Annotated in this window: 16 protein-coding genes and 1 riboswitch; of the genes, 6 read left to right on the forward strand and 10 right to left on the reverse strand. The window is 70.7% G+C overall.

Translation table 11 applies throughout. From position 1 onward, the window contains the following. Nucleotides 1-50: 50 nt before the first annotated feature. From ACIRQY_RS09430 to ACIRQY_RS09445, 4 genes are all read left to right on the forward strand, one after another. Nucleotides 51-1,403 carry a sensor histidine kinase gene (locus ACIRQY_RS09430; RefSeq protein WP_403923873.1) on the forward strand — a complete coding sequence of 451 codons (1,353 nt, stop codon included), beginning with the start codon at nucleotides 51-53 and terminating at the stop codon, nucleotides 1,401-1,403. Nucleotides 1,404-1,429: 26 nt separating this feature from the next. Further along, nucleotides 1,430-2,089, forward strand: coding sequence for a response regulator transcription factor (locus ACIRQY_RS09435; RefSeq protein WP_351779483.1), 660 nt, complete (start codon nucleotides 1,430-1,432; stop codon nucleotides 2,087-2,089). A gap of 382 nt (nucleotides 2,090-2,471) precedes the next feature. Next, nucleotides 2,472-3,902 (forward strand): SLC13 family permease, encoded by a 1,431-nt coding sequence (locus tag ACIRQY_RS09440; protein WP_351779486.1) that lies wholly within the window; start codon nucleotides 2,472-2,474, stop codon nucleotides 3,900-3,902. Further along, complete coding sequence (locus tag ACIRQY_RS09445) at nucleotides 3,899-5,050, forward strand: glycerate kinase (protein ID WP_351779487.1); 1,152 nt, start codon at nucleotides 3,899-3,901, stop codon at nucleotides 5,048-5,050. Before ACIRQY_RS09440 ends, ACIRQY_RS09445 begins: the two co-directional genes overlap by 4 nt. Before the next feature lie 89 nt (nucleotides 5,051-5,139). Here the strand turns inward: ACIRQY_RS09445 and ACIRQY_RS09450 are convergent, their stop codons facing one another. The 6 genes from ACIRQY_RS09450 to ACIRQY_RS09475 all read right to left on the reverse strand — a co-directional run bounded on the left by ACIRQY_RS09450 (nucleotide 5,140) and on the right by ACIRQY_RS09475 (nucleotide 12,416). Then, on the reverse strand, nucleotides 5,140-6,573 hold the full coding sequence (locus ACIRQY_RS09450; RefSeq protein WP_403923290.1) for an aminotransferase class V-fold PLP-dependent enzyme: 1,434 nt from the start codon (nucleotides 6,571-6,573) through the stop codon (nucleotides 5,140-5,142). A 216-nt stretch (nucleotides 6,574-6,789) separates the two neighbouring features. After that, nucleotides 6,790-6,906: riboswitch (SAM riboswitch) on the reverse strand. A 112-nt stretch (nucleotides 6,907-7,018) separates the two neighbouring features. Further along, nucleotides 7,019-8,083, reverse strand: a complete 1,065-nt coding sequence (trpD, locus tag ACIRQY_RS09455) for an anthranilate phosphoribosyltransferase (RefSeq protein ID WP_351779492.1) — start codon at nucleotides 8,081-8,083, stop codon at nucleotides 7,019-7,021. 157 nt (nucleotides 8,084-8,240) lie between these two features. After that, nucleotides 8,241-9,866 (reverse strand): cytochrome bc complex cytochrome b subunit, encoded by a 1,626-nt coding sequence (locus ACIRQY_RS09460; RefSeq protein WP_366441558.1) that lies wholly within the window; start codon nucleotides 9,864-9,866, stop codon nucleotides 8,241-8,243. Beyond that, a complete protein-coding gene (locus tag ACIRQY_RS09465) occupies nucleotides 9,863-10,915 on the reverse strand; it encodes a Rieske 2Fe-2S domain-containing protein (RefSeq protein WP_351779496.1) in 1,053 nt (350 codons plus the stop codon). Before ACIRQY_RS09465 ends, ACIRQY_RS09460 begins: the two co-directional genes overlap by 4 nt. Then, entirely contained in the window at nucleotides 10,912-11,721 is an 810-nt protein-coding gene (locus ACIRQY_RS09470) for a c-type cytochrome (protein ID WP_403923292.1), read from the reverse strand. The genes ACIRQY_RS09465 and ACIRQY_RS09470 overlap by 4 nt, the downstream gene beginning before the upstream one ends. Nucleotides 11,722-11,795: 74 nt before the next feature. After that, on the reverse strand, nucleotides 11,796-12,416 hold the full coding sequence (locus ACIRQY_RS09475) for a heme-copper oxidase subunit III (RefSeq protein WP_351779502.1): 621 nt from the start codon (nucleotides 12,414-12,416) through the stop codon (nucleotides 11,796-11,798). A gap of 202 nt (nucleotides 12,417-12,618) precedes the next feature. Between ACIRQY_RS09475 and ACIRQY_RS09480 the strand changes: the two genes are divergently transcribed. After that, complete coding sequence (locus ACIRQY_RS09480; RefSeq protein ID WP_351779504.1) at nucleotides 12,619-13,020, forward strand: hypothetical protein; 402 nt, start codon at nucleotides 12,619-12,621, stop codon at nucleotides 13,018-13,020. Between the two features lie 14 nt (nucleotides 13,021-13,034). On the opposite strand, the gene ACIRQY_RS09485 is transcribed toward ACIRQY_RS09480, so the two are convergent. From ACIRQY_RS09485 to coxB, 4 genes are all read right to left on the reverse strand, one after another. Then, nucleotides 13,035-14,288: an Ig-like domain-containing protein gene (locus tag ACIRQY_RS09485; RefSeq protein WP_351779507.1), complete on the reverse strand. Its 1,254-nt coding sequence runs from the start codon at nucleotides 14,286-14,288 to the stop codon at nucleotides 13,035-13,037. Nucleotides 14,289-14,406: 118 nt separating this feature from the next. Next, on the reverse strand, nucleotides 14,407-14,805 hold the full coding sequence (locus ACIRQY_RS09490; RefSeq protein ID WP_351779510.1) for a cytochrome c oxidase subunit 4: 399 nt from the start codon (nucleotides 14,803-14,805) through the stop codon (nucleotides 14,407-14,409). After that, nucleotides 14,802-16,538, reverse strand: coding sequence for a cytochrome c oxidase subunit I (ctaD, locus tag ACIRQY_RS09495; protein WP_351779513.1), 1,737 nt, complete (start codon nucleotides 16,536-16,538; stop codon nucleotides 14,802-14,804). The genes ACIRQY_RS09490 and ctaD overlap by 4 nt, the downstream gene beginning before the upstream one ends. Beyond that, nucleotides 16,535-17,530 (reverse strand): cytochrome c oxidase subunit II, encoded by a 996-nt coding sequence (gene coxB / locus ACIRQY_RS09500; RefSeq protein ID WP_401235814.1) that lies wholly within the window; start codon nucleotides 17,528-17,530, stop codon nucleotides 16,535-16,537. The genes ctaD and coxB overlap by 4 nt, the downstream gene beginning before the upstream one ends. 332 nt (nucleotides 17,531-17,862) lie before the next feature. On the opposite strand from coxB, the gene ACIRQY_RS09505 reads away from it, so the two are divergent. Further along, nucleotides 17,863-19,293, forward strand: a complete 1,431-nt coding sequence (locus ACIRQY_RS09505) for a cysteine desulfurase/sulfurtransferase TusA family protein (protein ID WP_403923296.1) — start codon at nucleotides 17,863-17,865, stop codon at nucleotides 19,291-19,293. Nucleotides 19,294-19,318: the final 25 nt, after the last annotated feature.

The following is a 19,318-nucleotide window of genomic DNA, read 5'->3' on the forward strand; positions in this document are numbered from 1 at the left end:
AACACCGTCTCTCCGCCCGGGTCCGCATCCTGCTGTGGCTGCTCCTGGTGATGGCGGTCGCGCTGGCCTCGGTCTCCCTGGTCACCCGCACCCAGCTGCTGCACGACGCCGACCACCGGATCAACCAGCTGCTCACCCAGGAGACCGGCGAGTTCGCCAACTTCGTCACCCAGGGCGTCGACCCGGCGACCGGCCGCCCCTTCACCGACCCCGAGGCACTGCTGCGGGTCTTCCTCCAGCGCCAGTACTCCGACCCCGACGAGGAGCTCCTCGGCCTGGTCGGCACCACCGGCCCCGACCTCCGGGTCGTCCGGCAGTCCCGGGAGATACCGAGCCCCCTCCCGCTGCACCGGGACCGGGCCACCCTCGACGCCATCGCCGCCTCCCCCGACCGCTCGGGGCGCGTCGACCGGAAGCGCGGCGAGATCCGCTGGGCCAAGGTGCCCATCGACACCGGCGACGCCGGATCCGCCTTCGTCGTCGCCTTCCACGCCGACCGCCAACAGGCCCTCGCCGACGAGGCGTTCCGCATCCTGCTCGCCATCTCCGGGGTGGCGCTGCTGCTCACCACCGGCATCGGCTGGGTGGTCGCGGGCCGCATCCTCGCCCCCGTCCGGGTGGTGCGGACCACCGCCGCCGAACTCACCGAACGGGACCTCACCCAGCGCATCCCGGTCCAGGGCAAGGACGACATCGCCGCCCTCGCCGAGACCTTCAACGCGATGCTGGACCGGCTGGAGCGCGCCTTCGCGGGACAGCGCCAGTTCGTCGACGACGCCGGACACGAGCTGCGCACCCCCATCACCATCGTCCGCGGCCATCTCGAACTGATGGGCGACGAACCGGCCGAACGCGCCGAGACCGTCCGGCTCGTCACCGACGAACTCGACCGGATGAGCCGGATCGTGGAGGACCTGCTGCTGCTCGCCAAGGCCGAGCGGCCCGACTTCGTCCGGACCGAACCGGTGCAGCTCGGCGAGCTCACCGCCGACGTCTTCGTGAAGGCGCGCGCGCTGGGCGAGCGCGACTGGGTCCTCGACGGGGTCGCCGACCGCGAGGCCTCGCTCGACGCCCAGCGGATCACCCAGGCGATGGTGCAGCTCGCGCAGAACGCGGTCCAGCACACCGTGCCGGGAGCCCGGATCTCGATCGGCTCGCGCACCACCGCCGGACGGATCGAGCTGTACGTCGCCGACCGGGGCCCCGGCGTCCAGGAGGCCGACGCCGAGGTGATCTTCGAGCGCTTCCGCCGGGGCACCGCCCGGCGCGGCGCCCGGACCAGCGGCGCCGGTCTCGGCCTCGCCATCGTCCGGGCCATCGCGGAGGGACACCGCGGCGGCCGGGTCGAACTGCGGCCGACCGAGGGCGGCGGCGCCACATTCGTCCTCGTATTCGAAGAATGAATCCTCTGTCAGCGAAGGAACACCCCATGAACCGTGTCCTGATCGCCGAGGACGAGGAGCGCATCGCCTCCTTCGTCGAGAAGGGCCTGCGCGCCAACGGCTTCACCACCTCCGTGGCCGCCGACGGCGACACCGCCCTCGCCCTCGCCCTCACCGGCGGCTTCGACCTGCTCGTCCTGGACATCGGACTGCCCGGCCGGGACGGCTTCACCGTCCTGCGGGAACTACGCGAGGCCCGAGTCACCCTGCCCGTGCTCGTCCTGACGGCCCGTGACTCCGTCCGGGACACCGTGGCGGGCCTGGAGGGCGGCGCCGACGACTGGATGACCAAACCGTTCCGCTTCGAGGAACTGCTCGCCCGCATACGGCTGCGGCTGCGCACCGCCGCCCGCGCCCCCGAGGTCACCGTGCTGCGCAGCGGCGACCTCAGCCTCGACCTGCGCACCCGGCGGGCCCGCTCCGGAGACCGGACGGTGGACCTGACGGCCCGTGAGTTCGTCCTCCTGGAGCTGTTCCTGCGCCACCCCGGCCAGGTCCTCTCCCGCGAGCAGATCCTCTCCCACGTATGGGGGTACGACTTCGACCCCGGCTCCAACATCGTGGACGTGTACGTACGGGCCCTGCGCAAGAAACTGGGCGCGGAACGCCTGGAGACGGTCCGGGGCATGGGCTACCGGATGCCCTGAGCCGGGGCCGTCACCACGTGAAGCCCCCGGGTCCGGGGGTCGTCGGCACCCGAAGTCATCCAGTTCCGGGGGCCGTTGCCTCGTGCGCACGCCCGGAGCCGGGAGGCCCCCCCCCGCGTCAGGACGCCCTGAGCCGGGCGCGGTCACCCCAGGGAGACGCCCAGGGCCGGGAGCCGCCCCCCTGCGGACACCCACCGGCCGGAAGGCCTCACCGAGTGGCGATGCCTCGGACCGGGAGCCGCCAGCAGGTGAACACCCCCACACCCCGGGCCGGGAGGGGCGTCACCGCGCGAACCCGCCCGAGCCGACAGCCCTCACCACGTGAAGCTTCCTTCATGACGGGCTCATCGACGGCTCACGGGCCGCCGGAAGGGTGGTTCCCGTGAACCTCTCTCCACGGCAGACGGTCTGGGCCTGTGTCGCCCTCGGCGCGTGCGCGGTCCTCGCCGTCCCCGGCATCACCCCCGGCCTGGGCGGCGAGGCCCGGCTGACCCTGGCCGTCTTCGCCCTCGCCACCTGCGCCTGGATCGCCGCGCCGGTCGACGACACCCATGTCGCGCTCGTCGCGGGGCTCGCCCTCACCACCACCGGGGTGATCAGCTCCGACACCCTCTTCGCCACCCTCGGCGATCCCACCATCTGGCTGCTGATCTGCGCTTTCATCCTCGCCGCCGCGGTGACAAGGACCGGACTCGCGGGCCGCGCCGCCGCCTTCCTGGTCTCCGGCGCCCGGACCGTACGCCAACTGGTCCACCTCACCACCGCCGCCCTGGTCGTCACCGCCTTCGCGGTGCCCGCCACCTCCGGACGCGCCGCGCTCGCCCTGCCCGTCTTCCTCGCCCTCGCCCACGCCCTCGCCGGACGGCGCCGCCTCGTCGTGATGCTGGCGCTGCTCTTCCCCACCGTCGTCCTGCTCTCGGCGGTCGCCACCCTGATCGGCGCGGGCGCCCACCTCATCACGGTCGGCGTCCTCCTGGAACAGACCGGCGAGGGCATCGGCTTCACCCGCTGGCTGATCCTCGGACTGCCCCTCGCGGTGGTCTCCTCCCATCTGGCGGCGGAGGCGGTGCTCCTCACCACCACCCGGGGGAAGGACCGCAGGGGACCAGTGGAGATCACCGTCGCCGAGATCCAGGAACACTCCGGGACACCGGTCTCCGGCCCGCTCTCCCCGGCCGAACTGCGCTGTCTGCTCCTCCTCGGCACGGTGGTGGCGCTGTGGTGCTCCGAACCGCTGCACGGGGTTCCCCCCGCCGTGGTCGCCCTGATCGGCGCCCTGGTCGCCTCCTCCCCCGCCCTCGGCACCGTACGGATGAAGGAAGGACTGCGGTCGGTGCCCTGGCCGATGCTGCTCTTCATGGCGGCGACCACCGCGATGGGGGTGGCCCTGGTCGAGTCCGGCGCGGCCGGCTGGCTGGTCGGCGGACTGCCCGACGGCGTACCGCCGTGGGTGTTCCTCACCGTCGTCGTGGTGGTGAGCACCGCCGCCCATCTGGTGCTCCAGTCCCGTTCGGCCCGCTCCTCGGTCCTGGTGCCGCTGGTGGTGGCCGCATCCGTCGGCGCCGGGGTCAACCCGGTGGCGGCGGCGCTCGCCTCCACCGCCGCGGCCGGTTTCTGCCAGACCCTGCCCGCCTCCGCGAAACCGGTCGCCCTCTTCGCCGACCTCCCGGACGGCGTCCCCACCTTCACCCCGCGCGACCTGCTGCGGCTCTCCGCCGTGCTCGCCCCGCTCAGCGCCGCCCTGGTGCTGTTCTTCGCCCTTGTCGTCTGGCCGCTGCTCGGCGTGCCCGTCCTCCTGGAGTCCCAGCCGTGAGTCTGCACATCACCGTCGCCCCCAGCGGTTTCAAGGAGTCCCTCTCCGCGCCGGAAGCCGCGCGAGCCATCGCCGAGGGACTGCGCCGGGTCCGGCCGGACGCCGTGATCGACCGCATACCCCTGGTCGACGGCGGGGAGGGAACCGCCAGGGCGCTGGCCGCCGCGACCGGCGGCAGCCTGCTGTCCCGGATCGCCACCGGCCCCCTGGGCCGCCCCGTCCCGACCCACTTCGCCCTGCTCGGCCGCTCCTCGGCGGTCGTCGAGATGGCCGCCGTCGCGGGCCTCTCCCTGGTCCCCGCCGACCGGCGCGACCCGGGCGCCACCACCACGTACGGGGTGGGCGAACTGATCCGCTCCGCCCTCGACGCCGGAGTGAGCCGCGTCCTGGTCGGCTGCGGCGACTCCGGCACCTCGGACGGCGGGGCGGGAGCCCTCCAGGCCCTCGGCGCCCGGCTCCTGGACGTCCACGGCGCCGAACTCCCGCTCGGCGGCGCCGCCCTGACGCGGCTGCACCGGATCGACCCGACGGGCCTCGACCCCCGGCTCGCCCGCACCGAACTGCTGGTGGCCTGCAACCCGTACAACGTGCTGTGCGGCGAGCGGGGCGTGGCCCGGGTGTTCGGCCCGCAGAAGGGCGCCGGGCCCGAGCAGGTCGAGGAGCTGTCGACGGCGCTCGACCGCTGGGCCGCGCTCCTGGTCAGGGACCTGGGCGCGCCCGCCGCCATCGGTACGGCCCCGGGGTCGGGGGCCTCGGGCGGGCTCGGCGCGGGACTCGCCGCGCTGGGGGCCCGGCTGCTCCCCCGCTTCGACGTGCTGCTCGACCACGTGGACCTGGACGCCCGGCTGGCCCGCGCCGATCTGGTGATCACCGCGGAGGGCGCGCTGGACGGGCAGACCGTACGGGGCAAGATCCCGGCGGAGGTGGCGCGCCGGGCCAAGGCCCACGGGGTGCCGGTGCTGGTGCTGGCGGGGACGCTCGGCCGGGGCGCCCACGAGGTGCGGGCGGTCGGGGTCGACGCGTACGGCTCGATCCTGCCCGCGCCGATGGCCCTGCCGGAGGCGCTGGACCGGGGCGCCGAGTTCCTGGCGGACGCGGCCGAGCGGGCCCTGCGGATGGTCCTGGTGGGGACCCGGCTGGCGGCCTGAGGCCCCGGCCGGGCCCGGGTGCTTCCGGCCGGGCCGGAGTACGGAGGTAACGACCCGGCCCCGGCCTGGACCGGCCCCGTGCGGGTGGGTCAGCCGCGGTCCGGGACGCAGCGGCCGTCCTCGGTGCGGTACTTCCACTGGGCGCCGTCGCGGACGAGCTGCTTCACCGCGCCGACGAACCGCTCGACGTGCTCGTCCGGCGTACCGGCGCCGAAGCTCACCCGGATGGCGTTGAGGGAGCGCTCGCCGGGCGCGGCCTCGGGGGCGCCGCACTCCCCCGGGTCCTGCGGGTCGCTGCCGAGCAGCGTGCGGACCAGCGGGTGGGCGCAGAACAGGCCGTCGCGGACGCCGATGCCGTACTCGGCGGAAAGCGCGGCAGCGAAGTGGGAGCTGTTCCAGCCCTCGACGACGAAGGAGATGACGCCGACCCGGGGCGCGTCGTCACCGAAGAGCGAGAGCACCCGCACCTCGGGGACCTCGGCGAGACCGGTGCGGACGGTGTCGATCAGGTGCCGCTCGCGGGCGACGAGGGAGTCGAAGCCCGCCTCGGTGAGCGCCTTGCAGGCGGAGGCGATGGAGTAGACGCCGATGACGTTCGGGGAGCCGGCCTCGTGCCGGGCGGCGGTGGTGTGCCACTCGACGTCCACGCCGCCGTCGGCGCGGCGGGCCACCTTGCGGGAGGCGCCGCCGCCCGCGAGGTAGGGCTCGGCGGTCTGGAGCCAGTCGGCGCGTCCGGCGAGGACGCCGGAGCCGAAGGGCGCGTACAGCTTGTGTCCGGAGAAGGCGATCCAGTCCACGTCGAGGTCGCGGACGGAGACCGGGTGGTGGGGCGCGAGCTGGGCGGCGTCGAGGACGATCCGGGCACCGTGCGCGTGGGCGGCGGCGGCCAGTTCCCGCACCGGCCACAGCTCGCCGGTGACGTTGGAGGCGCCGGTGACGCAGACCAGAGCGGGGCCGTGGGGGTCGCGGTCGGCGAGCGCGCGCTCCAGGGTCTCGACGGCCTGGGCGGGGGTGCGGGGGGCGCTCAGGTAGGTGACGTGGGCGTCGCTCCAGGGCAGCAGCGAGGCGTGGTGCTCGGTCTCGAAGACGAAGACCTGGCAGTCCGCGGGGAGCACGGCGGCGAGCAGGTTCAGCGAGTCGGTGGTGGAGCGGGTGAAGACGACCTGGTCGTCGGCGCGGCAGTCGAGGAACTCGGCGACGGTGACGCGGCTGTTCTCGAAGAGGTCGGTGGAGAGCTGGGAGAGGTAGCCCGCGCCCCGGTGGACGCTGCCGTAGTAGGGGGCGTAGGCGGCGACGTCGTCCCAGACCCGCTGGAGGGCGGGGGCGCTGGCCGCGTAGTCGAGGGCCGCGTAGGTCACCTCGCCGCCGGTGACGAGCGGGACGGTGACGTCCCGGCCGAGGACCGGCAGCGGGGCGGCGCAGCAGGGGTCGGCGGACTCGGCGGCCGTCGCGGCGACGGCCGTAGCGGCGGACTCGGCGGCGAAGGTCTCGACGGTGGCGACGGCGTCAGGGCGTGCGGACATGGCGGTATCTCCCGGCGGGCGGTGCTGAATGGCTTCGGTGGTCCCGTACGCGGCCACGACGGCGGCGGGGTACGGGTGTACGCCTCGGACGGCAGGGTGCGCGTGGGTACGCGGAAGTGACCCGGTCCGGGGTGAAGTGGGGGCGGAGTCGCCCTATCGCATTCGCTTGCTCACGGAAAACGCTCCTCGAGAGACCAGGACCCCTGGTGTTCGAGGGGTCCGCGCTTGCCGTAGACCTCGCTGCCTACGGCCTGGTCATCACCCGGGGCACCCCGCCACGGACGGAGGGTTGCCGGACAGCAAGCCGGGGCCAAAACGCTGTCACTCGTGACCTGAGAAGCATCCTGCCACATGATCGACGAAGCGCAAGACCCCGGTCCGCATGGTGGACCGGGGCCGTACGACGGGAGGGGCCGGGAGGGACAGAAGGGGCGGGAGGCCGCTCCTACGCGTTGCTGACGGTGATCCAGCGTTCCAGGGCCCGGCGGGCGGCGCCGGAGTCGATGGCCTCGGCGGCCCTCGCCATCCCCGCCGTGATCTGCTCCGCCAGGGTGCCGCCGCCCGGCTCCAGGGCGGTCAGCGCCGCCGCCGAGTTGAGCAGCACGGCGTCCCGCACCGGTCCCGTCTCCCCCGCGAGCAGCCTGCGGGCCACGTCCGCGTTGTACGAGGCGTCGGCGCCGCGCAGTGCCTCCACGGGGACCAGGTCGATGCCGACGTCCCGGGGGTCGAAGGACTCCTCGCGGACCGAGCCGTCCCGGACCACCCAGACCCGCGAGGTGGCGGTGGTGGTCAGTTCGTCGAGTCCGTCGTCGCCGCGGAAGACCAGCGCGGAGGAGCCGCGCTCGGCGAGCACCCCGGCGATGATCGGGGCCATCCGGGCGTCGGCCACGCCGGTGGCCTGGGCCCCGACGCGGGCCGGGTTGGTGAGCGGGCCGAGGAAGTTGAAGACGGTCCGTACGCCGAGCTGGCCCCGGGCGGTGGCGACGTGCCGCAGCGAGGGGTGGAACTTCACCGCGAAGCAGAAGGTGATGCCCGCCTCCTCGGCGACCTCGCTCACCCGGCGCGGGGTCAGCTCCAGGTTGACGCCGAGCTTCTCCAGGACGTCGGAGGCGCCGGAGGCGGAGGAGGCCGCCCGGTTGCCGTGCTTGACGACCTTGGCGCCGGTGCCCGCGACCACGATCGCCGACATGGTGGAGATGTTGACGGTCTTCGCGCCGTCGCCGCCGGTGCCGACGATGTCCACGGTGCGGCCGGGCACCTCGATGGTGTTGGCGTGCGCGTACATCGTGCGGACGAGGCCGGTGATCTCCTCGACGGTCTCGCCCTTGGCGCGCAGCGCGACCGCGAAGCCCGCGATCTGCACGTCGGTGGCCTCGCCGCTCATGATGCGGTCCATGGCCCAGGCGGAGTCCTCGGTGCTGAGGTCGCCGCCGTCGAGCAGGGTGTTCAGCACGGCCGGCCAGGAGCGGCCCGCCGACGTAGGTCCTCCAGCGGGGGTCGCAGCGCTCATGGCAGCTCCTGGTCAGTACGTCGCGGATACGGGTGCGGGACACCCGTGCGGGATACGGAGTCACCCTATCGAGCCCGGGGGACGGCGAAGAGCCCCGTCCATCGAATGGACGGGGCTCTCACCGTGGCGACCTTCACATGGTCAGGTGTTCAGGTGATCAGTGGTGGCCGTGGCCGCTCTGGATCTCCTTGTACTCCTCGGCCGTGGGCTTGGCGATCTGGCTGTCGTCGCCGTAGTAGCCCTTGCTGAGCTTGACCCGGAGCTTCTCCAGACCGCTGACCTTGCGCGCGACGCCGTTCTCGTCGACGGCCGGCGGCAGCTCGGCGGCCTCGTACTGCTCGTGCGCCGTGAGGCGGTACAGCTCGCCCTGGCTGAGCGGCTCGTGGACCTCGACGAACTCACCGTGCGGCAGGCGCTTGATGATGCCGGACTCGCGGCCGTGCAGCACCTTGTCCTTGTCCCGGCGCTGGAGGCCGAGGCAGATCCGCTTGGTGACGATGAACGCAATAACCGGACCGGCGAAGAAGAAGATCCGCACGAACCAGGTGATGGCGTTGATCGACAGGTGGAAGTGGGTCGCCCAGATGTCGTTTCCACCACCCACGAGCATGATCATGTACGCGGTGATCCAGGCGACACCGAAGGCGGTGCGCGTCGGAGCGTTGCGCGGGCGCTGCGCGATGTGGTGCTCGCGCTTGTCGCCCGTGATCCAGGACTCGATGAACGGGTAGACCGCGATGGCCGCGAGGACCGCCGGGAAGATCGCCAGCGGGATCATCACACCGAGGACCAGCGTGTGGCCCCAGAGGTTGATCTCCCAGCCCGGCATGACACGGATCAGACCCTCGGCGAAGCCCATGTACCAGTCGGGCTGCGCTCCGGTGCCGACCTGGTCGGGCCGGTACGGGCCGATGGCCCAGATCGGGTTGATCGAGGCGACGGCCGCGATGACCGAGATGACACCGAAGACCAGGAAGAAGAAGCCTCCGGCCTTGGCCATGTAGACCGGCAGCAGCGGCATGCCCACGACGTTGTTGTTCGTACGGCCGGGGCCGGCGAACTGCGTGTGCTTGTGGAAGAACACCAGGATGAGGTGGGCCACCATCAGGCCGAGCATGATGCCGGGCAGCAGCAGGACGTGGGCCGAGTAGAACCGGGCCACGAAGTCGCCGCCGGGGAACTCGCCGCCGAACAGGAACATCGACAGGTACGTGCCGACGATCGGCACGGACAGGATCGCGCCCTGCATGAAGCGGACACCGGTGCCGGAGAGCAGGTCGTCCGGGAGCGAGTAACCGGTGAAACCGGTGAACATGCCCAGGAAGAACAGCAGGAAGCCGAACAGCCAGTTGATCTCACGCGGCTTGCGGAACGAGCCCGTGAAGAAGACGCGCATCATGTGCACGAACATGCCGGCGAGGAAGATCAGCGCCGCCCAGTGGTGGATCTGCCGGATCAGCAGACCACCGCGCACCTCGAACGAGATGTGCATGGTCGAGTTGAACGCCTCGGACATCAGCTGTCCCTGGAGCGGGACGTACGGTCCGACGTACTCCACCTCGTTCATCGACGGGTGGAAGAACATCGTCAGATAGACGCCCGTCAGGATGATGATGAGGAAGCTGTAGAGGCAGATCTCGCCCAGCATGAAGGACCAGTGGTCCGGGAAGATCTTCCGCATGTTGGCCTTGGCCAGCGTGTAGATCCCCAGGCGGCCGTCGGCCCAGTCGGCGACCCGCTCACCGGCGGGCGCCTTCTTCGTCGTATCGGTCACGGTGCTCATCCGCGCTCCCAGAAGGCAGGACCGACGGGCTCGTCGAAGTCGCCGAGCGCCTCGAGGAAGCCCTTGTCGTTCACGCCGATCCGCAGCTGCGGAAGGGCGTGCCCGGCCGGGCCGAAGATGACGCGGGCGCCGTCGGAGAGGTCGAAGGTGGACTGGTGGCACGGGCAGAGGACGTGGTGCGTCTGCTGCTCGTACAGGGAGATCGGGCAGCCCACGTGGGTGCAGATCTTCGAGAAGGCGACGATGCCCTCGTGCGACCACTCGAGCTCGCGCTTGTCCTTGATGTCCTGCGGTTCGATCCGCACGATCATCACGGCGGCCTTGGTGATCTCGGTGAGGAAGTCCTCGTCGTGCTCCGACAGGCCTTCCGGCATCACGAAGGTCAGCGAGCCGACCGTGACGTCCTCGGGACGCAGCGGCTCGTGGGTGTTCATGTTGATGAGCTGAAGCCCCTTGGCCCAACGGGTGGTCCGGAGCTTCTTCTCGGGGAGCGGGCCCATGTCACGCAGCAGCACGATGCCGGAGAGCGGTACGAGCGACAGCGCGCCGAACATCGTGTTGCGGATGAGCTTGCGGCGGCCCATGCCGGACTCGGCGGCACCGGCCGCGAAGTCCGCCATGACCTTCGCCTTGGTCTCGGCGTCGGCCTGGATCGGGTGCCGCTCGTCCGCGATCTCCACATCGGACATCAGGGTGCGGGCCCAGTGGACCGCGCCCGCTCCGATGAAGAAGAGGGCGAGGCCGAGGGTCCAGCCGAGCGCGAAGTTGAGCGCGGACACCCGGCCGAAGGGCCAGATGTACACGATCTTGTCGACCGGGAAGATCACGTACGAGGCGATGAAGCCGACGGTGGCCAGCATCGACAGCGTGAACATGAAGGCGACCGCGCGCTCGGACCGGCGGGCGGCCCGCTCGTCGATGTCCTGGATGCGGGGCTTGTGGGGCGGGAGCCCCGGGTCGGCGAACGGGTCGTCGGCGACCTTCACCGCGCCGTGCGCGGTGTCCTGCACTGCCGGCAGGGTCTCTTCTGGAATCTCTTGGCTACTCATGACTTCTTGGCCTTAGCGGTGTGGGCCGCGACCCAGATGGCAACTGCGATCAGCGCGCCCAGGCCGAAGACCCAGGCGAACAGACCCTCGGCGACGGGGCCGAGACTACCGAGCCTCAGACCGCCCGGGTTGTCCGACTTCTCGCCACTGACGGACTCGACGTACGCGATGATGTCCTTCTTCTGCTTCTCCGGCATGACCGAGTCGGGGAAGGAGGGCATGTTCTGCGGGCCGGTCTGCATGGCCTCGTAGAGGTGCTTCGGGCTGACGCCTTCGAGGCTCGGGGCGAACTTGCCGTGGGTCAGCGCGCCACCGGCACCGGTGAAGTTGTGGCACTGGGCACAGTTCGTGCGGAACAGTTCGCCACCCTTCGCCGCGTCGGCGCCGGCGGGGTCGTACTGGCTCTGGGCCGGCGTGATCGGGCCGGCCCCGAGAGAGGCCACGTACGCCGCGAGCTGATCGATCTCAGCCTGCGAGTAGATGACCTTCTTCTTCGGGACCTGGGCGCCCGGCTGCTGGGCCGGCATCCGGCCCGTGCCGACCTGGAAGTCGACGGCGGCGGAGCCGACGCCGACGAGGGACGGGCCGTCGGTGGTGCCCTGGCCCCCGGTTCCGTGGCAGCTGGCGCAGCCGACGGAGTAGAGCTTCTTGCCCTCCTCGATGGCGAGGGACTGGGCGGTTTCATCGGCCTTCGCGGTGCCTGCGGGCGCGAACGCGGCGTACAGCCCCCCGGTGGCCGCCAGCGCGAGAAGTAGGACGACGACCGCCGCCAGCGGATGGCGTCGTCGTGCGGAGAGCTTTTTCACGGATTACCCCGGTGTCAGGATCTTCTGCGTCGATGCTTGCTGGATGTCTCGGTCCGCCGGGTCGGCGGCGCCGATTACTTGATCATGTAGATCGTGGCGAAGAGGCCGATCCAGACGACATCGACGAAGTGCCAGTAGTAGGACACGACGATGGCGGCGGTTGCCTGTTCGTGAGTGAACCTCTTGGCGGCGTACGTCCGGCCCAGGACCAGCAGGAAGGCGATGAGTCCGCCTGTCACGTGCAGTCCGTGGAAGCCGGTGGTCAGGTAGAACACCGAGCCGTACGGGTCGGAGGACAGCGAGAGGCCGTACTCCTTGACGAGCTCGGTGTACTCGAAGACCTGTCCGCCGACGAAGATCGAACCCATCACGAACGTGATGATGAACCACGTCCTGAGCTTCTTCACGTCACCCCGCTCGGCGGCGAAGACGCCGAGCTGGCAGGTGAGGGAGGAGAGCACCAGGATCGTGGTGTTGGTCGCCGAGAACGGGAAGTTCAAGGCCGAAGCCTTTTCCGCCCAGAACTCGGCACCCGTCACCGATCGCAGGGTGAAGTACATCGCGAAGAGGGCCGCGAAGAACATCAGCTCGGAGCTCAACCAGATGATGGTTCCGACGCTGGTGAGGTTCGGTCGATTGACCGACGGGTGCGCGTGCCCTGTTTCTACTGTCGTTACTGTCGCCACGACCGACATTATGTCGGTCGCTTATCCCGCCCTCACTCCGGGGGGTGCCGTTCGGAGTGTCCGAGGGGTGTGTCCAGCCCGAACGGCCCAGTGCGAGGGCCTCCCGGCACCCTTCGAACAGGTGCTGGACGGGTGTTGACGGGGTGTGGACCGGAGTAGCATCCCGCGCATCGGTCGACGACGACCGCCCGCCTTCCCAGCCGGAGGAACGATGCAGTCGAGTGCCACGGTCCTGGTCTACAGCGACGACGCGAACACCCGCGAGCAGGTACGGCTGGCGGCAGGGCGCAGGCCCGCGTCGGACGTCCCCCCGGTGGAGTTCGTGGAGTGCGCGACGCTGCCGGCGGTGCTGAAGCGCCTGGACGAGGGCGGCGTCGACGTGTGCGTCCTGGACGGCGAGGCGGTGCCCGCGGGAGGCATGGGCGTCTGCCGTCAGATCAAGGACGAGGTGTACGGGTGCCCGCCGGTGCTGCTGCTCATCGGGCGCCCTCAGGACGCCTGGCTGGCCACCTGGAGCCGCGCGGACGCCGCGGTCACCCTCCCGGTGGAACCGGTCGAGTTCGCGGCGTCCCTGGCGGCCCTGCTGCGCTCACGCCTGTCCATCGACGCGTGAGCCGGTCGGACTGATCAGATCGAGGGCCGGAGGCGGGCCTTCTCGGTGGCGGGGGTCGGGTCGCCGCTCGGCTCGACCAGCGCGCTGCCCTTGCGCCAGTCGGCCCAGGGCATGTTCCAGTCGCCGAAGCCGTTGCCGAAGGTGTCCATCTCCTCGCCCCAGCTGTTGACGGTCTTGACGATGTCGCCGGGGCGGACGGTCTCGTAGAACCAGGCCGCGTTCCCCGTCGACATGCCGACGCAGCCGTGGCTCACGTTCTCGACGCCCTGGGAGCCGACGGACCACGGGGCGGCGTGCACGTACTCGCCGCTCCAGGTGACCCGGGTCGCGTAGTAGACGGGCAGATCGTACGAGTCGGAGCTGCCCGTGGAGATGCCGATGCTGGTGCCGCGCATCCGGACGAAGTACTCCTTGCCCAGCACCACCTTGATGCCGTTCCGGGTGGAATAGCCCGCTTTGCCGGTGGTCACCGGGATGCCGTTGATCACTTCTCCGTTGCGCAGCACGGTCATGTAGTGCGCCCCGGCGTCCGTGATCGCCTCGATCCGGTCGCCGATGGTGAGCTTCAGCGGCGCGGAGGCGCCGCCGTAGAGCTTGTCGCCGATCTTGAGGCCGTCCAGGTTGCCGGTGACCGTGACGAGCGCCCCGGCGGGCCAGTACTCCTTCGGGCGGAAGTGCATCGTCTTCTCGTCCACCCAGTACCAGGAGCCCTCGACGGAGGGGGTCGAGCGGACCCTGAGGGCCCGCTCGACGATCCCGCGGGCCTTGCGGTCCTTGACCGGGACGCTGAGCTCGGCCGTGATGGGCTGCCCGACGCCGTACGTGCCCGCCTCCGGGCCGAAGGTCACCGTGAGGGCCCGCTTGGCCGGAGCCGTCTCGAACGTGAACGTACGGGCCCCTGGAGCGCCTTCCTCGTCCTCGGTGGCCACCCGGACCGTGTAGCGGGCTCCGGCCGCCAGGGAGGCCGTGGAGCGCCACCGGCGCCCGTCCGCGGTGAGTTCGCCCGCCAGGTGGTGGCCCGCGGAGTCGACGGCGCTGACGTCGGTGATCCGCCCCTCCTCGCCCTTGGCGGTGACCTCCAGGGGCTTCTCGGGATCCGCCTTGGCACCCTTGGCGGGGGCGCTGACCACGAGCTGTCCGGCCGCGTCGTAGGCCCTCGCCGACAGCGGGTGGCCGTCGGAGCCCCCGCACGCCGTGGCGGTCGCGGTGACGGTGACGGCCAGCAGGGTGCAGCTCACAACAGTCCGGATACGCGGCGTGTCGTTCATGCACTCACCGTAAGAACAATCACGTGGGACAGCGCGCCGAGTGCTGCAAAAGAGGGGCCCGGACACTTCGTGACGAAGTGTCCGGGCCCCTCGGGTGCTCCGTGCGGAGCGGGTACCGCTACTGGTTCTGGTTCTCACCGCGGTAGAACTCGAAGACCCAGCCGAAGAGGCCGATCAGGAGCAGCGGGGCGGAGAAGTAGAGGATCCACCAGCCCATGGCGACGGCGAGGAAGGCGAGCGCGCCACCCACGGACAGCGCCAGCGGCTGCCAGCTGTGGGGGGCGAAGAAGCCCACCTCACCGGCCTCGTCCGCGACGTCGGCCTCCTTGTCGTCCTGCGCCATCGCGTCGACCCGCTTGGCCGTGAAGGCCAGGTAGTAGCCGATCATGATGGACAGGCCGAAGGCCAGGAAGAGCGCCGTCGTGCCGACCGGCTCCTTGGACCAGACGCCGTACAGGACCGCCATGGCAAGGATGAAGACGCTCAGCCAGATGAACATCTTGCCCTGGATCTTCACTTGCCGGCCTCCTTGCTGCCCGTCAGGGCCGCGGCCTCGTGCGGCTTGTTCTCGAGCTGGTCGACAGCCGTGATCTCAGGGTGGTGCAGGTCGAACGCGGGCGATTCCGACCGGATGCGCGGCAGCGTGAGGAAGTTGTGCCGCGGCGGCGGGCAGGACGTCGCCCATTCGAGCGAACGGCCGTAGCCCCACGGGTCGTCGACCTCGACCTTCTTGCCGTACTTGGCGGTCTTCCAGACGTTGTAGAAGAACGGCAGGATCGACAGGCCGAGCAGGAAGGAGGAGATCGTCGAGATCGTGTTCAGCGCGGTGAAGCCGTCGGCGTCCAGGTAGTCCGCGTAGCGACGCGGCATGCCCTCGGCACCGAGCCAGTGCTGCACCAGGAAGGTGCCGTGGAAGCCGATGAACAGCGTCCAGAACGTCATCTTGCCGAGCCGCTCGTCCAGCATCTTGCCCGTGAACTTCGGCCACCAGAAGTGGAAGCCCGCGAACATCGCGAAGACCACGGTGCCGAAGACGACGTAGTGGAAGTGCGCGACGACGAAGTACGAGTCGGAGACGTGGAAGTCCATCGGCGGCGAGGCCAGGATGACGCCGGTCAGACCACCGAAGGTGAAGGTGATCAGGAAGCCGATCGTCCAGAGCATCGGTGTCTCGAAGGACAGTGAGCCCTTCCACATCGTTCCGATCCAGTTGAAGAACTTCACGCCGGTCGGTACGGCGATGAGGAACGTCATGAAGGAGAAGAACGGTAGGAGCACGCCACCGGTGACGTACATGTGGTGCGCCCACACGGTCACGGACAGACCCGCGATCGCGATGGTCGCGGCCACCAGGCCGATGTAGCCGAACATCGGCTTGCGGCTGAAGACCGGGATGACTTCCGAGACGATGCCGAAGAACGGCAGCGCGATGATGTACACCTCTGGATGGCCGAAGAACCAGAAGAGGTGTTGCCACAGCAACGCGCCGCCGTTGGCCGCGTCGAAGATGTGCGCACCGAACTTGCGGTCCGCCTCCAGGGCGAACAGCGCCGCCGCCAGCACCGGGAAGGCGAGCAGGACCAGGACACCGGTCAGCAGCACGTTCCAGGTGAAGATCGGCATGCGGAACATCGTCATGCCGGGGGCGCGCATGCAGATGATCGTGGTGATGAAGTTGACCGAACCGAGGATCGTGCCGAAGCCGGAGAAGGCCAGGCCCATGATCCACATGTCGGCGCCGACACCCGGCGAGCGGACCGCGTCCGACAGCGGGGAGTAGGCGAACCAGCCGAAGTCGGCCGCACCCTGCGGGGTGAGGAAGCCGGCCACCGCGATGATCGAGCCGAACAGGTAGAGCCAGTAGGCGAACATGTTCAGCCGCGGGAACGCCACGTCGGGCGCGCCGATCTGCAGCGGCATGATCCAGTTCGCGAATCCGGCGAACAGCGGCGTCGCGAACATCAGCAGCATGATCGTGCCGTGCATCGTGAACGCCTGGTTGAACTGCTCGTTCGACATGATCTGCGTACCCGGACGGGCCAGCTCGGCGCGCATGAAGAGCGCCATGAGTCCGCCGATGCAGAAGAAGACGAACGACGTGACCAGGTAGAGCGTGCCGATCGTCTTGTGGTCCGTGGTGGTCAGCCACTTGATCACGACATTGCCGGGCTGCTTGCGCCGTACGGGCAACTCGTTCTCGTACGAGTCCTCAGCTGCGGCGGCACCCTGGGTTTCGTTGGGGATGCTCACAGTTGGTTCTTCTCCGCATTCCTGGCCGGGTCCGTCAGCTCGATGCCAGACGGGATGTAGCCGGTCTGCCCCTTCTCGGCCAGCTCCTTCAGGTGCTGCTGGTAGCGCTCCGGGGAGACCACCTTGACGTTGAAGAGCATCCGGGAGTGGTCGACACCGCACAGCTCGGCGCACTTGCCGAGGAAGGTGCCCTCACGCGTCGGGGTCACCTCGAAGGAGTTGGTGTGACCCGGGATGACGTCCTGCTTCATCAGGAAGGGGACGACCCAGAAGGAGTGGATGACATCACGGGAGGTCAGGACGAACCGGACCTTCTCGCCCTTGGGCAGCCACAGGGTCGGGCCCGGGTTGCCGGTCTGGGGGTTGCGGTCACCCGGGATACCGGCGTCGTAGACACCGCCCGCGTTCTCCGGGAAGTCCTCGAGGAACTTGTTGGGGATCGAGGCGAGGTTCTTGTCCGTCTTGGCGTCACCCTTCACACCGGGCACGTTCTCGACGTAGTTGAAGCCCCAGCTCCACTGGTAGCCGACCACGTTGACCGTGTGGGCGGGCTTGTCGGAGAGTTCGAGGAGCTTGGACTCGTCGCGCGCGGTGAAGTAGAAGAGCACCGAGACGATGATCAGCGGAGTGACCGTGTACAGCGCCTCGATGGGCATGTTGTAACGGGTCTGCGGAGGTACTTCGATCTTGGTCCGGCTACGCCGGTGGAAGATGACGGACCAGAGGATCAGGCCCCACACCAGGACGCCGGTAATGAGGGCGGCGGCCCACGAGCCCTGCCACAGGGAGAGGATCCGAGGCGCCTCTTCCGTGACGGGGGTGGGCATTCCGAGGCGGGGGAAGTCTTCCCAGTTGTACGAGCAGCCGGTGGCTGTCGCCAGGATCAGGCCCGCAGTCAGCACCTGCGGCAGCTTCCGCCGCATCGGGCGCCGCGACGTGGGGGTACCACCCGCGCCTTGGCTGCGGGGGAGGTCGGAGCCGTTGGGACTCACGTAGCGCCTTCCCGAGAGTCTCGGCCCGCGTTGGTCGGCCACGGTCGTCCGTCTCGCTGGTCGGTCGCCGCCCCGTGCCGCGGGCAGGGGTTTGGATGTTTATGCGGACCAAACCCTACTGGACGCTATTTGGGGTCGCGCGGGGAGGGTGCCCAACGCGCCGTCCGAGTCCCCGAAGGGGTGGACTCCGGGGTTCCGCAGGGGGTCCCGAGGCGTCCGTTCGGGTGTCTCACGGCGCGCCGCGCCCCCCTTCTGACGTGGTCTCACCCCCGTCCGACGGGTCCGGGGCGCCCGGCCGTACGAGGGTTCCCCGCAGGCCCTACCGTGGGCGGATGCCGTACTTCGACGCCGCGTCCGCCGCCCCGCTGCACCCCGTCGCCCGCCAGGCGCTGCTCGCCTCCCTGGACGAGGGCTGGGCCGACCCCGCCCGGCTGTACCGGGAGGGACGGCGGGCCCGGCTGCTGCTCGACGCGGCGCGGGAGGCGGCGGCGGAGGCCGTGGGCTGCCGCCCGGACGAGCTCGTGTTCACTCCTTCGGGGACGCGCGCGGTTCACACCGGGGTCTCCGGGGCGCTGGCGGGGCGGCGGCGGGTCGGCGACCGGCTCGTGGTCTCGGCCGTCGAGCACTCCTCCGTGCTGCACGCGGCGGAGGCGCACGCGGCGGCGGGCGGGACCGTGACCGAGGTGCCGGTGGGCCGGTCCGGCGCGGTGGACGCGGACGGGTTCGCGTCGGCGCTCGGCGCCGGGACGGCCCTGGCGTGTCTCCAGTCGGCCAACCACGAGGTGGGGACCGAGCAGCCGGTGGCGGAGGTCGCCGAGGCGTGCCGGGCGGCGGGCGTGCCGCTGCTCGTGGACGCGGCCCAGTCGCTGGGCTGGGGGCCGGTGGAGGGCGGCTGGTCGCTGCTCGCGGCGAGCGCGCACAAGTGGGGCGGTCCCGCGGGGGTGGGGCTGCTGGCCGTGCGGAAGGGGGTCAGGTTCGCTCCGCAAGGCCCGGCGGACGAGCGGGAGTCGGGCCGGGCGCCGGGCTTCGAGAACCTGCCCGGGATCGTGGCGGCGGCGGCCTCGCTGCGGGCCGTACGGGCGGAGGCGGCGACCGAGGGGGCGCGGCTGCGGGCCCTGGTGGACCGGCTCAGGGTCCGGGTGGCGGAGCTGGTGCCGGACGTGGAGGTGGTGGGCGACCCGGTGCGGCGGCTCCCCCATCTGGTGACGTTCTCCTGTCTCTACGTCGACGGGGAGACGCTGCTGCACGAGCTGGACCGGGAGGGTTTCTCCGTTTCGTCCGGTTCGTCGTGCACGAGTTCGACGCTGACGCCCAGCCATGTGCTGCGCGCGATGGGCGTACTGAGCGAGGGGAACGTCCGGGTGTCCCTGCCGGCCGGTACGGCGGCCGGGGACGTGGACCGGTTCCTCGACGTGCTGCCCGGAGTGGTGGCGGGGGCGCGGGAACGCCTCGGTGCCCCGGCCGGCCGGGCGGCGGCCCCGGCGGCGGGCGCGGGCCCGCTGGGGGTGGACGGGGGGACGCCGGGGGTGGACGCGGGCCCGCTGGTGGTGGACGCGCTCGGCAAGCGCTGCCCGATCCCGGTGATCGAGCTGGCGAAGGTGATCGGCGACGTTCCGCCGGGCGGCACGGTGACCGTCCTGGCGGACGACTCGGCGGCCCGTCTCGACATCCCCGCCTGGTGCGAGATGCGCGGCCAGGAGTACGTGGGCGAGGAGCCGTCGGCGCGGGGCGGGGTCGCGTACGTGGTGCGCCGGGTGGCCTGAGAGCGGGAGGGCCCCGGGACCCGGG

The organism is Streptomyces sp. NPDC101490 (assembly GCF_044767145.1).
Taxonomy (GTDB): domain Bacteria; phylum Actinomycetota; class Actinomycetes; order Streptomycetales; family Streptomycetaceae; genus Streptomyces.